Genomic DNA, 14,060 nt, shown 5'->3' with positions numbered 1-14,060 from the left:
GGCTGTGTCTGAACTTTTTGACACAGTTCTTTTTTTTCTTATCTGCTGTTAATTTTTTGTTAGGATTTGGCAGAAAATAAGACAAATCCAGCGATCTCTAGTAAAATAGGCAAGGAACTTTTTGTCGCTTGATATGAAAAGACAAAAAAAGGAGGAAACGAACCATGACATTAACAGCTGAAGTCATTGTGGACGTACCTACTATGCAGACCGATCAGCCATTCACCTATCTGGTTCCCTCTGAAATGGAAACAGCTTTGCAAGTCGGGATGCGGGTAGAGGTCCCTTTTGGTAATGGCAATCGTCATGTCCAAGGATTTGTTATGGCTATCCAAAAATCAGAAGAATCAGCTAACCCATCGTTGAAGGCAGTGATCCGTTTGCTGGACCTTGCTCCGGTGGTCAATGAAGAATTACTTTCATTAGCTGATTACATGAAAAAAATCACTTATGCATTCAAAATCACTTGTCTACAAACGATGCTTCCGAGTGTGATGAAAGCAGAATATGATAAATTGATCTATCCTTTGGCAGATACACCAGAAATTCAGGCATTGTTTGGTCAACGGGAAGTGATTTCCTGGAAAGAAGCAGAAGAAGAAGGCAGCCTTTCTCAATTGATTCGTTGGCGCCAAGAGCAATTAGTAGATATCAAATACGAAGTCCATACACGAAATAAAGTAAAAACAATTCGTTTGGTCCGTTCCCTATTAACTGAAAAGCAAATCGAAGAAGAATGGGCAAAATTACGGCAAAATGCCAAGAAACAAAAAGAGCTTCTTTTGTGTTTATCTGAACTGAGCCAAGAAGAACCAATCGCTTATTTCAAAGATAAAGAAATCAGTACTGCTGTCTTGAATCAAGGAAAAGAAAAGGGCTGGCTGGAGTTTGTAGAATCAGAACGTTATCGCGACCCTTATCAAGACCGAGTATTTGACCAAACGACGGCATTGGAACTGAATACAGAACAAAAAAATGCTGTCGAACAAATCATCACAGCAGGTCAGCAACAAAAAGATCAGGTCTTTTTGCTAGAGGGAATCACCGGTAGTGGAAAAACAGAAGTATATCTTCAATCAATCGCTGATGTTTTGTCAGAAAATAAAACGGCTATAATGTTAGTGCCTGAAATCGCATTGACTCCGCAAATGGTCGAGCGATTCAAAGGACGCTTCGGTGAATCTGTTGCGGTCTTACATAGCGGACTTTCCCAAGGTGAAAAATATGATGAATGGCGCAAGATCGAGCGTGAAGAAGCACAAGTAGTAGTAGGCGCACGCTCTGCTATTTTTGCTCCGCTGAAAAATATAGGATTGATCATTATCGATGAAGAACATGAATCAAGTTATAAACAAGATGAGACGCCGCGTTATCATGCGAGAGATTTAGCTATTTGGCGCAGTAAGTACCATCATTGCCCAATAGTCCTTGGAAGTGCGACACCCTCTTTGGAATCAAGAGCACGAGCTCAAAAAGGCGTTTATCAGTTATTGCAATTGAATCACCGAGCCAAAGTAGCTGCACAACTTCCAGCTATTGAGATCGTAGACATGCGTGAAGAGTTTCAGAATCATCGGACCTCTACTTTTTCTGCTAATTTGCAGGAAAAGATACAAGATCGGTTAGACAAAAAAGAACAAACTGTCCTACTGCTCAATCGTCGAGGATATTCGTCTTTTGTGATGTGCAGAGACTGCGGATTTGTTCTCCCATGCCCTAATTGCGATATCTCTCTTACCTTGCATATGGATACACGTTCGATGCGCTGTCATTATTGCGGACACGAAGAACCTATTCCTAATCGCTGTCCCAATTGTAGGGGCAACAAAATCCGTTACTATGGGACAGGCACCCAAAAAGTAGAAGAGGAACTCCGAGAACTTTATCCGCAAGCTAGGATTTTGCGTATGGATGTAGATACCACCCGAAGAAAAGGGGCACACGAACAGATTTTACAAAAATTCGGTGCAAAAGAAGCAGATATTTTATTAGGGACACAAATGATCGCTAAAGGCTTGGATTTTCCAGAAGTGACATTAGTTGGGGTGTTGAATGCTGATACCTCCCTGAATTTACCGGATTTTCGTTCTAGTGAGCATACATTCCAATTGCTTACCCAAGTTTCAGGACGAGCAGGGCGAGCGGAAAAAGCAGGCGAAGTCGTGATCCAAACATTCAATCCTCAACATTACGCCATAGAATTGGCTAAAAAACAAAATTATGAGCAGTTTTATCAGCAGGAAATGCATGTACGGCATCGTGGAGGCTATCCTCCTTATTACTTTACTGTGAAAATAACCGCCAGCCATCCTGAAGAACAAGTAGCGGCAAAGAAAATCTTTCAGATTGCCAATCAGCTAAAAGAAGTGTTAAGCCCTCAAAGCTTGCTATTAGGGCCAACGCCCAGCATGATTTTGAGAGTGAAAAACCGATATTATTATCAACTAATCATCAAATATAAACATGAACCGAATCTTCCTCATGTTTTGGATGAAATTTTGAATGGAAGCCAGAAAGAACAGCGACAAGGTCTTTTTGTGGCAATTGACAACGAACCATTAAACTTTATTTAAGAAAGGGCCAAATTATGCGCTATCCTATATTGATCCACCCTAATGATAAATTAAAAAGAACTGCTCAGCCAATCGATGTAATCACGGACGAGACAATCGCTTTATTAGACAATTTATATGAGACAATGATTGCGAATGACGGAATAGGGATCGCTGCTCCTCAAGTAGGACAAAACAAGAGAATTGCTGTGATCGAAGTAGATGAAGGCGAGAAATTTGAACTGATTAACCCAGAAATCATCGAAGCAAAAGGTGAAAGCCTTGACGTAGAAGGTTGTCTCAGTATTCCGCATGTCTATGGAACGGTCAAGCGAGCAGATGAAGTGACCGTGCGTTATTATGATCGAGACGGAGAAGAGATAGAAGTGACGGCATTTGGCTATTTAGCCCGTGCCTTCCAGCATGAAATCGATCACTTAGACGGTATCTTGTTCATTGAGAAAATGATACAGCAGATCCCGGAAGAAGAACTTGAAGAATATATGGAGGAACATCTTGATGACTAAGCTAGTATTTATGGGCACACCTGCTTTTTCTGTGCCGATTCTTGAAGGGCTGATAGAATCAGGTTACGAGATCCAGGCAGTGGTAACACAGCCCGACCGTCCAGTTGGGCGGAAACGAGTAATTACGCCGACACCGGTAAAAGAAGCGGCTCTGAAGCACGGTATCCGTGTGCTGCAGCCAGAGAAAATCTCCGGTTCGCCAGAAATGGAAGAAATCATTGAATTGGCGCCTGATGTGATCGTCACTGCGGCATTTGGCCAATTCTTGCCTGAAAAGTTATTGCAAGTACCAAAATTAGGGGCAATCAATGTCCATGCTTCTTTACTTCCTAAATATCGGGGAGGTGCGCCTGTTCATTATGCCATCATGAATGGGGAGAAAGAAACTGGTGTAACGATCATGGAAATGATCAAAAAAATGGATGCAGGCGGAATCTATGCGCAAGAAAGCATACCAATCACTAAACAAGATGATGTAGGGACGATGTTTGAAAAGCTTAGCCTTTTAGGAAGAAAGCTATTGCTAGAAACATTGCCCAATATTTTGGATGGACAAAAACCAGTACCTCAAGACGAGTCAGAAGCAACTTTTTCGCCAAACATCACACGGGAACAAGAAGCAATCGATTGGCATAAAACTGCAGAAGAAATTGACAACCAAGTACGCGGAATGCGTCCTTGGCCAATTGCATTCACGACCTATGAGGGCATACGCTGGAAATTATTATCGGTTGAAGTATTGGAAGAAACTACAGACAAAGCACCTGGTACGATCATCCGGAAAGACAAAAAAATCTATGGATTGCTTGCGGTAAACAGACCGTCTTAGCCATCAATGAATTACAGCCAGCTGGTAAAGGAAAACAGGCCGTACATGATTTCCTTAACGGAAGCGGTCAGCAAGTTCAGATTGGTCAGCAGGTGAAATAATGAAAAAAATCCCTAAAAAAATGAAAAAATCAGTACGATATATGGCATTACTGACATTAGAGCGAGTGAACAAGGGTGGCGCCTACTCGAATCTTTTGTTGAATGAGATGATCAAACAAAGCGAGCTAAATCAAAAAGATGTGGGTTTATTTACAGAATTGATCTACGGTACGATTAGCCATCAGCGACTATTGGAATTTTACGTTGCATCATTGATCGCTAAAGCAAAAAAAGTGGATGATTGGGTCAAGACGCTTCTGTATCTTTCTGTATATCAATTAGAATTTTTAGATAAAGTCCCTGCACATGCTATTTTAAACGAGGCGGTCGAAATCGCGAAAGTAAAAGGAAATCCTGGAACAGGAAAATTTGTAAATGGTGTTTTGAGGAATTATCAGCGTCAAGGAGCACCAGATCTGCAAGGCATTGCTGATCCTATCGAAAGACTTTCTGTCAAAATCAGCCTGCCTCTATGGATGACGAAACGGTTGGTGGATCAAATCGGTTACGAAGAAACTGAAAAGCTAGGTTTATCGCTATATCAGCCTAGCCATGCTAGTGCCCGAGTAGATACACGCCGACTTTCCAGAGATCAGGCCATCACTGTTTTGCAAGAAGAAGAGATCTCAGCTGAAAAAAGCCAAGTCAGTCCATACGGTATAGTAGCGAAAAAAGGGCATTTAGCTTCTAGCTCATTGTTCCACGATGGCGTCATGACGATCCAAGATGAAAGTTCGATGCTTGTAGCGCCGTCTATGCAAATCGAGCCTGAACATCATGTCTTAGATGCCTGTGCAGCACCCGGAGGTAAGACGACACATATTGCTTCTTTTTTGGATCCTTCATGCGGTGGGGAAGTGATTGCTTTAGATGTACATGAACACAAAGTCAAACTCATTGAAGAAAATGCAACACGTCTGGGTGTCTCTTCTGCTGTTTACGCTCAAAAGATGGATGCTAGAGAAGTCAGCAAGCAGTTTGAACCAGAGCAGTTCGATCGGATTTTAGTAGACGCGCCTTGTTCAGGTCTCGGGCTCCTTCGGCGAAAACCAGATATCCGTTATAAAAAACAGCCGGATGAATTAGCGAATTTACCAAAAATCCAATTGGAAATTTTAGAAAGCTGCGCACCAGCTTTAAAGTCTTCCGGTATTCTGACTTATAGTACTTGTACGATCTTAAAAGAAGAAAACCAAGACGTTGTTTCTGCTTTCTTGGAAAGACACCCTGATTTTGAGAGGATTGATGTTTTGACCAATCCTATGCTACAATCATCAATCGTAGAGAAAATGTTGACTTTGTATCCGCATCAGTTTTACACAGATGGATTTTTCATTTGTTGTTTGCGCAAAAAGTAATGAGGTGAAAAAATGCAGATTGAATATCAATCAGATGTAGGAAGACGACGTAACACCAATCAAGACTATGCCAGTGTATTTACTAGCCGTTCAGGTCTCAAGCTTGCTGTATTAGCAGATGGGATGGGTGGGCACCGTGCTGGAGACATTGCTAGTCAAATGGCGGTAACAAATCTAGGCGAAGCTTGGGAAGAACAAGAAGCTGCCGACGATGAAAAAATCGCCCAGTGGTTCATTCAATCGATTCAAGAGGAAAATATGCTGATTTATCAGCGAGGACAAGAACAGCCGGAATATAACGGTATGGGAACAACAATCGTAGCGGCAGCTCTGTCAGATGACTGGTTCACGATTGCGAATGTTGGCGACAGCAGAGCGTATTTGATTCGCGAAGATAAAATCATGCAATTGACAGAGGATCATTCTTTAGTTAACGAACTAGTCAAATCAGGGGAAATCAGCGAAGAAATGGCAGTGAACCATCCAAGAAAGAATATTTTAACACGTTCTGTCGGCATGCCAGGAACAGTCGAAGTAGATGTTTCTACTCATCTTTGGCAGCTAAAAGATCGCTTGCTGTTATGTTCAGATGGCTTGACGAATATGCTATCTGAAGAAGAAATAGGAACGATCATTAATCAAGAAGGCCCGTTATCCCATAAAGTAACTGAGCTGATTGATCGTGCCAATGAAGCAGGCGGAGCGGATAATATCACCGTTCTTCTTATCGAATATAAGGAGGACTGTGTATGATCGAGTTGGGAAAAAAATTAAATGGCCGTTATCAAATCACGGGGAATATCGGTAGTGGTGGGATGGCTAATGTATTTTTGGCGCACGATTTGATCTTGGATCGAGATGTAGCAGTCAAAGTCTTACGATTCGACTTTCAAAATGATCAAACCGCGATTCGACGATTTCAGCGAGAAGCTTTAGCAGCAACAGAACTCGTTCATCCAAATATTGTCAGTGTTTACGATGTTGGTGAAGAAGACAATATGCAGTATCTAGTGATGGAATACGTCAAAGGAATGGACTTGAAACGATATATCCAAACACATTATCCTGTTCCTTATGAAACAGCAGTAAATATTATGCAGCAGATTCTTTCTGCTATTTCTTTAGCTCATAACCATCAAATCATCCACCGAGATTTGAAACCCCAAAACGTATTGATCGATAACGAAGGTGTAGTAAAAATCACGGATTTCGGGATTGCTATTGCTTTATCTGAAACATCGATCACACAGACGAATACGATGTTGGGATCTGTTCATTACCTATCTCCTGAGCAAGCAAGAGGGAGTATGGCAACGAAGCAGTCAGATATTTATGCTTTAGGGATCATTCTTTATGAGATGCTGACAGGTAGCGTGCCGTTTGATGGCGAATCTGCTGTGACGATTGCTTTAAAACATTTCCAAGATGATCTTCCATCCATAAAGGCACTTGATCCAAATGTACCGCAAGCACTGGAAAATGTGATTTTACGGGCGACGGCTAAAGAACCTGCAGACCGTTACAAGTCAGCCGAAGAAATGTCTGATGATCTTTCTACAGTATTATCACCAGCTCGTGCAAACGAAGAAAAATGGCAACCTCATGCGATGGATAACGAAACAAAAGTTATCACACCGCTTGCAGCAGATACACCAATGCCGGATTCATTCAAATCTATGCCTCTGCCAAAAGACGAACCGAGAAACGAAACATTGCCGGAAGAGGAAGAAGATCTGCCTGACCCTAAAAAGAAAGGACAGAAAAAATGGTGGCTGATCCTGTTAGCTGTCCTCGCTGTTTTAGGAATCGGAACAGCTGTATTCTTTGCTTCTGGCGGACGAGGAGAAGTTGTTGTTCCTGATGTTTCTGATCTTTCTGAAGCTTCTGCCAGAGAAACACTCGCAAAAGCGAAATTAGAAGTAGCAACAAAAACAGAAGAAATTGCAGATGACAAAATCGAAGAAGGCAATGTGGTGAAGACAGACCCTGCAGCGGGAACCACAGTCAAGCAAAAACGCGAAGTCACTCTTTATATCAGCAGTGGCACGAAAAAAATCAAATTAGATGATTACAGTGGTAAAAGTTATGAAGATGCTGAAGCAAGTTTGAAAGAATTAGGATTTTCTGCTGATTTGATTCAAAAAGAAGAGGAATTCAGTTCAGAGGTAGAAAGCGGAATGATCATTTCGCAATCTCCATCAGAAGATACAGAAGTCGATCCTAAAACAGACACGATTACTTTCACAGTCAGCAAAGGACCAGAAACAGTGACTTTGAGTAGTCATGTAGGAGAAAACTACGAAACTGTCCGTAATTGGCTTGTTACACAAGGATTCAATATCAATAACATTAGTGCTACTTATGACTATAGCGACACTGTGCCATCGGGTTCGATCATTAGTCAGGATCCAGCCTCAGGTGAAGTTGTAGCAGAAGAAACTTACATCAGTTTTGTCGTAAGCCAAGGAACAGAACCTAAACTGAATGACATCTCCGGCTATACAAAAAGCGAAGCACAAAGTTATTTGGCTAGTATTGGTGCAGAATATATCGGTCATGAGTCTTCTGAATATTCAAGTACGGTGGATAAGGACAAAGTAATCCGTACAGTGCCAGGGGCAGGTACGACGATTACCAAAGGAATGGTTGTAAACGTGATTTACTCTAAAGGATCAGACCCAGTGTCTTCTAGTTCTGAGAAAGATTCTTCAGACAGTTCTAGTAGCTCAAGTAGCTCTAGCAGTACGAGTAGCTCTTCCAAAGAAGAATCTTCCAGCACCGCAAGTTCATCAGATAGTACCTCAGAAAGCTCAAAGTAAGTTTTTAATAAAATAGAACAAAGAGGTTGTGACAGAAGTGATCAGCTTCAAGAAATAAGAAGGAATTTACGAAAATTGATTCTCAAATTTTTGTGAAATTTCGGCTTATTTTTCGAAGAAGCTACTTCTGGAACACCGTTTACTCGGAAAAAGGGACTGTGTCACAGTTCCTTTTTTGTGTTTTCTATCCCTTTTGATTAGTTTTCAAGCCTTTTACTTTGAGAAGTTTGCGTGGAACGACACCTACTTTCCTTTTCATATGGTAAAATAAACAAAAACGGAGGTGGCACTTATCAAAGGACAAATCAGAAAAGCAATCAGCGGTTTTTACTATGTATACGCAGACGGAGAGACCTATCAAACAAGAGGAAGAGGGAATTTCCGGAATCGGAAAATCACGCCGCTTGTCGGAGATCAGGTAATCTTTGAGAGTGAAAATCAAACAGACGGCTATCTTCTGGAAATCTTGCCGAGAAAAAATCAATTAGTTCGCCCGCCAGTCACAAATGTTGATCTTGGAATCATTGTCACAAGTATCGTGGAACCTGCATTTTCTTATAATCTGCTTGACCGCTTTCTAGTTACCTTGGAATATGAATCAATCGAACCGCTCATTTTTTTGACGAAGACCGACTTGTTAGACGAACCGAAAAAAATCGAAGAAATCAAACAAACCTATACTAAGATAGGCTACCCAGTGATTGTACCCAATCATGCGGGTGACACGACAGAATTGATTCGTTACTTTCCAGAACGGCTATCGGTCTTCATGGGACAGTCTGGAGCAGGAAAATCAACACTACTGAATCAAATATCTCCAGAACTGAATTTAGCAACAGGAGAGATTTCTGATGCACTTGGAAGAGGGCGGCATACAACACGGCATGTGGAGCTACTCCCTATCTATGATGGATTAGTAGCAGACACACCAGGATTCAGCTCGATTGACTTTTTGACTATCGAAGCAGGAGAATTGCCAAGACAATTTCCGGAATTTGTGGAAGCTTCTGCCCATTGCAAATTTAGAGAGTGCATGCATGCCAAAGAACCTGGCTGTGAAGTGAAACAAAGAGTAGAAACAGGTGATATCGCACAGACACGTTACGATAATTATTTGCAATTCTTACAAGAAATCGAGAAAAGAAAACCCATGTATACGAAAAAAGAAGGTAAACGAAAATAGGAGGAACCAAGAATGAAAATAGCACCATCCATTTTGAGCGCAGATTTTGCCAATTTACAAAGAGATATTGAGTTAGTAGAAAAAGGAGGCGCAGATTACATCCACGTAGATGTCATGGATGGCCAATTTGTCCCAAATATCACGTTAGGGCCAAATATTGTTCAGGCAATCCGACCTGTCACTAAATTACCGCTAGACGTTCATCTGATGATCGTTGATCCGGAAAATTACATTCCAGCATTTGCGAAAGCTGGAGCAGATATCATTACTGTCCATGTAGAAGCAACTCCTCATATCCATCGGGCACTCCAAATGACAAAAAGCTTAGGTGTCAAAGCTGGAGTAGTTATTAATCCAGGGACACCAGTCTCCATGATCAAACATGTTTTGCCTTTGGCTGATCAAGTGCTAGTCATGACTGTCAATCCGGGGTTTGGCGGACAAAGCTTTATTGAAGAAACGGTAGAAAAAATCGCAGAACTCGCTGATCTACGTAAAGAGAACAATTGGTCTTATGCAATCGAAGTAGATGGAGGAATCGTTCCAGAAACAGCAAAAGTCTGTAAAGATGCAGGGGCGGATGTCTTTGTTGCAGGATCATATATCTATGGAGCCGAAAATCCAGTCGGACAAATCGAACGGTTAAAAGAGGCATTAGATTAAATGAAAATTTTATTAGCTGCTGGAGGTAATCCGGAAAACTGGCCGCAGCCTTTACTGACCAAATACGATGCCTATGTCGGAATAGATCGTGGTGCGCTGTATCTGCTTCAAGCAGGCTACCCAGTAGATCTGGCAGTAGGTGATTTTGATTCATTGTCGAACGAAGAGCAGGAGGAAGTATTTGCAAAAGCCAAAGAGTATGCCCGTTCACCCGCAGAAAAAGACGATACAGATACACAATTGGGGATCTTAAAGACATTTGAACGTTATCCGCAAGCTGAAGTCACTTTGATCGGCGCCACAGGCGGAAGATTGGATCATCTTTTAGCCAATCTCTGGTTAGGTCTGGAACCTCGCTTCAAACCGTTTGCCCATCAGCTTATTATTAGAGATCGTCAAAATTATTTGGCTTATTATTTGCCTGGAAAGCATATAGTAAGACAGGTTCCAAGTATGAAGTATCTAGCTTATTGCTGTTTGACGCCCGTCTCGGATCTTACATTGAAAGGCAGTAAGTATGTATTGGAAAATAAAGCAGTTGAATACCCGACATCTTATGCAAGTAACGAGTTTCTTTCAGATACCGCTGAATTTTCTTTTTCAGATGGTATGATTGCAGTTATTCAAAGCAAAGACTGACCAATGAACAAAAGGAAAAATTTTGTCTTTCAGGCTAAAAATGACAGAATCTATTATTTACTAAAAAAAAGCTTAAGAGGAGCAACTTGCCTTTTGTTTCCCGGCATTTAGTGATAAAATTGAACACAAGAGTCTAATTAATTCGAGGTGTCTTTGTGAAGAAGTTCAATCCTAATAAAAATATTATTATTACCTTGGTTATTGTTATCATCGTGGTGACGATACTAAGTGTGACCGCTGCACAGCGAGCGAATGAAGGAAAGCCTAATTTCTTCCAATCCATCGTTAATGACAGTGTTGCAATGGTTGATAAAACAATTTCTGCCCCAGTACGGTGGGTGAGAAACGGAGTAGATTCTGTCCATAGTCTTTTTTCAACTTATGCCGAAAATGAGCGGCTAAAAGAAAAAATCGATAGTTATGATGACGTTGCACAGCAAAACAAGAATTACGAGAGAGAAATCGAATCTTTGAAAAAAGAACTTGATTTGAACCAAACGCTGACGAGTTACGAAAAAGTAACGGCAAATGTCATTACTCGTTCACCAGATAGTTGGCAGGACATGCTGATCGTAGACAAGGGTTCTAAAGACGGTATCGAAGCAAATATGGCAGTCATGTCGCAAAAAGGATTGATTGGCCGAGTGATCGAAGTCAATACAGCTTCGTCTAAAATCGAATTACTGTCATCCTCTAACGAAAGCTCCAATCATTTTCCAGTACGGGTATCTTCGGCTAATGGCGAAGCATTCGGTTTGCTTAAAAACTATGATGAAAAACTCCATGCATTAGTGGTGACTCAATTGACTGGTGATACGGATATCAAAGAAGGGGATGTTGTTCAGACATCCGGTCTTGGAGGAAATTCTCCAGCTAACTTGCCGATCGGTACGGTTATCAAAACGAAACCAGACAGTTATGGTCTGGATCGGGAAGTGTATGTGAAACCTTATGCAGAAATGTATGATGTGTCAGTTGTGACGATTGTCCAACGGCTAGCGGAGGATTAGTCCATGTTGAAAAAAGAAACAATGAAGTACTATCTGCCAATCGTTCTTTTCTTTTTGATGTTGCTAGATGGCCATTTAACAAGAATGCTAGGAGAGTGGTCGAAAGGCAGTTATATGTCAAATGCCCACTTTCTGATCTTGGCATTGTTATGTTGTAGTATGGCATTTGAAAAACGCTATTTGCTAATCACCACGATTGTTCTCGGTGCAGTCTATGATGCTTACTATATCGGTGTTATCGGTATCTATGCAGTAGCTCTCCCTTTAATCGTATGGTTGATGTACGTAATGAAAGATGTCATCCACGTCAACATCTTTACTGAATTTTTCAGTATGATTATCTTTGTCACGGGTTATGAACTGTTTACGATGGTGGTCCAATTGATTTTTAAACTAGCAGTAGTAAATAACACGTATTTTATTACAAGGTTCTTAGGGCCTACACTACTGTTGAACATGATTATTTTTGTATTATTCATTTTTCCATTTAAGAAATTATTCAGTGATGAATAATTTCTTTTTTTGTTTTTCGTCTGAAAGTAAAAAAGAATTATTGTTATCTTAAAAAAAGCCCGTCTTAGCATGCCTTTTTCATGATCATTTTCTGAAACGAACAGTTTTGTCATTTTTAGAGGTTGTTTTGAAACATTTTTGTAACATAACTATTATATCGCTGACATACTGCTATGGTACAATTTTTATATCGTTAAGAAAGACTTAAATATATTTAGATATTTATTAAATTAAGCCAGTCGGAGGAATGAAGAGTGAAAAAGAGTTTAATATCAGCAGTAATGGTATGTTCAATGACCTTGACTGCCGTAGCATCACCGATCGCTGCCGCGGCGGACGATTTTGATTCTCAGATACAACAACAAGATCAAAAGATTGCAGACTTGAAAAACCAACAAGCAGATGCACAATCACAAATCGATGCCCTAGAAAGCCAAGTTTCTGAAATCAACACACAAGCACAAGATCTATTAGCAAAACAAGACACATTGCGTCAAGAATCTGCACAATTAGTAAAAGATATTGCAGATTTACAAGAACGTATTGAAAAACGTGAAGATACAATCCAAAAACAAGCACGTGAAGCACAAGTAAGCAATACAAGCTCAAACTATATTGATGCTGTATTGAATGCTGATTCATTAGCAGATGCTATCGGACGCGTTCAAGCAATGACAACGATGGTAAAAGCAAACAACGACTTGATGGAACAACAAAAACAAGATAAAAAAGCTGTAGAAGACAAAAAAGCTGAAAACGATGCTAAACTAAAAGAATTAGCTGAAAACCAAGCTGCTTTGGAATCTCAAAAGGGCGATCTTTTATCTAAACAAGCTGATTTGAACGTACTGAAAACTTCATTAGCTGCTGAACAAGCAACTGCTGAAGACAAGAAAGCTGACTTGAACCGCCAAAAAGCAGAAGCTGAAGCAGAACAAGCACGCATTCGTGAACAACAACGTCTAGCAGAACAAGCACGTCAACAAGCAGCACAAGAAAAAGCTGAAAAAGAAGCACGCGAACAAGCAGAAGCTGAAGCACAAGCTACTCAAGCTTCATCAACTGCACAAAGCTCAGCATCAGAAGAATCATCAGCTGCTCAATCTTCAACGACTGAAGAATCATCATCAGCTGCTCAATCTTCAACAACAGAAGAATCAACAACAGCGCCTGAATCTTCAACAACAGAAGAATCAACAACAGCGCCTGAATCTTCAACAACAGAAGAATCAACAACAGTGCCTGAATCTTCAACAACAGAAGAGTCAACAACTGTACCAGAATCTTCAACAACAGAAGAGTCAACAACTGTACCTGAAACTTCAACAGAAGAATCAACAACACCTGCGCCTACAACACCATCAACAGATCAAAGTGTTGATCCTGGGAACAGTACTGGTAGTAATGCAACTAATAACACAACTAATACAACACCAACACCAACGCCTTCTGGAAGTGTGAATGGTGCAGCAATCGTAGCAGAAGCTTACAAATATATTGGTACTCCATATGTTTGGGGCGGTAAAGATCCAAGTGGATTTGACTGCTCAGGATTCACACGCTATGTTTACTTGCAAGTAACTGGTCGTGACATTGGTGGTTGGACAGTTCCTCAAGAATCAGCTGGAACAAAAATCTCAGTTTCTCAAGCAAAAGCTGGAGACTTATTATTCTGGGGTTCACCAGGCGGAACTTACCACGTAGCGATTGCTTTAGGCGGAGGACAATATATCCATGCTCCTCAACCAGGCGAAAGCGTAAAAGTTGGTTCAGTTCAATGGTTTGCACCTGACTTTGCTGTCAGCATGTAAGAATGATTAATCAAAAAGAGTTAGCCCTTTTCTGGACTAACTCTTTTTTATTGAG

Annotated in this window: 11 protein-coding genes and 1 pseudogene; all 12 read left to right on the top strand. The window is 40.9% G+C overall.

Annotation, left to right across the window (positions count from 1 at the left end):
- Positions 1 to 164: 164 nt before the first annotated feature.
- The gene (priA, locus tag FTX43_RS03760; protein WP_147606750.1) at positions 165 to 2,573 is read left to right on the top strand and encodes a primosomal protein N'; all 2,409 of its coding nucleotides are present in this window, start codon (positions 165 to 167) and stop codon (positions 2,571 to 2,573) included.
- Positions 2,574 to 2,587: 14 nt separating this feature from the next.
- Positions 2,588 to 3,079 (top strand): peptide deformylase, encoded by a 492-nt coding sequence (gene def, locus FTX43_RS03755; RefSeq protein WP_002287369.1) that lies wholly within the window; start codon positions 2,588 to 2,590, stop codon positions 3,077 to 3,079.
- Positions 3,072 to 4,009: pseudogene (gene fmt, locus FTX43_RS03750) on the top strand (methionyl-tRNA formyltransferase). Before def ends, fmt begins: the two are co-directional and overlap by 8 nt.
- Positions 4,009 to 5,367, top strand: a complete 1,359-nt coding sequence (gene rsmB / locus FTX43_RS03745) for a 16S rRNA (cytosine(967)-C(5))-methyltransferase RsmB (protein ID WP_002314334.1) — start codon at positions 4,009 to 4,011, stop codon at positions 5,365 to 5,367. The pseudogene fmt and the gene rsmB overlap by 1 nt, the downstream one beginning before the upstream one ends.
- A 12-nt stretch (positions 5,368 to 5,379) precedes the next feature.
- On the top strand, positions 5,380 to 6,120 hold the full coding sequence (locus FTX43_RS03740) for a Stp1/IreP family PP2C-type Ser/Thr phosphatase (protein ID WP_002310425.1): 741 nt from the start codon (positions 5,380 to 5,382) through the stop codon (positions 6,118 to 6,120).
- Positions 6,117 to 8,186, top strand: a complete 2,070-nt coding sequence (gene pknB, locus FTX43_RS03735; protein ID WP_002344843.1) for a Stk1 family PASTA domain-containing Ser/Thr kinase — start codon at positions 6,117 to 6,119, stop codon at positions 8,184 to 8,186. Before FTX43_RS03740 ends, pknB begins: the two co-directional genes overlap by 4 nt.
- Before the next feature lie 283 nt (positions 8,187 to 8,469).
- Positions 8,470 to 9,369 (top strand): ribosome small subunit-dependent GTPase A, encoded by a 900-nt coding sequence (gene rsgA / locus FTX43_RS03730; RefSeq protein ID WP_104760129.1) that lies wholly within the window; start codon positions 8,470 to 8,472, stop codon positions 9,367 to 9,369.
- A gap of 12 nt (positions 9,370 to 9,381) precedes the next feature.
- Positions 9,382 to 10,032 (top strand): ribulose-phosphate 3-epimerase, encoded by a 651-nt coding sequence (rpe, locus tag FTX43_RS03725; RefSeq protein ID WP_002310420.1) that lies wholly within the window; start codon positions 9,382 to 9,384, stop codon positions 10,030 to 10,032.
- A complete protein-coding gene (locus FTX43_RS03720) occupies positions 10,033 to 10,671 on the top strand; it encodes a thiamine diphosphokinase (protein WP_002335302.1) in 639 nt (212 codons plus the stop codon).
- Between the two features lie 155 nt (positions 10,672 to 10,826).
- Complete coding sequence (gene mreC, locus FTX43_RS03715) at positions 10,827 to 11,681, top strand: rod shape-determining protein MreC (RefSeq protein ID WP_002316855.1); 855 nt, start codon at positions 10,827 to 10,829, stop codon at positions 11,679 to 11,681.
- A 3-nt stretch (positions 11,682 to 11,684) separates the two neighbouring features.
- Positions 11,685 to 12,194: a rod shape-determining protein MreD gene (gene mreD, locus FTX43_RS03710; protein WP_002310417.1), complete on the top strand. Its 510-nt coding sequence runs from the start codon at positions 11,685 to 11,687 to the stop codon at positions 12,192 to 12,194.
- A gap of 254 nt (positions 12,195 to 12,448) precedes the next feature.
- A complete protein-coding gene (locus tag FTX43_RS03705) occupies positions 12,449 to 14,005 on the top strand; it encodes an NlpC/P60 family protein (protein ID WP_002345658.1) in 1,557 nt (518 codons plus the stop codon).
- Positions 14,006 to 14,060: the final 55 nt, after the last annotated feature.

This window comes from Enterococcus sp. DA9 (genome assembly GCF_008000875.1).
GTDB classification, from domain to species: Bacteria; Bacillota; Bacilli; order Lactobacillales; family Enterococcaceae; genus Enterococcus_B; species Enterococcus_B lactis.
The sequence above is the reverse complement of the archived record's forward strand: the minus strand, read 5'-3'. Positions and strand labels throughout refer to the sequence as shown.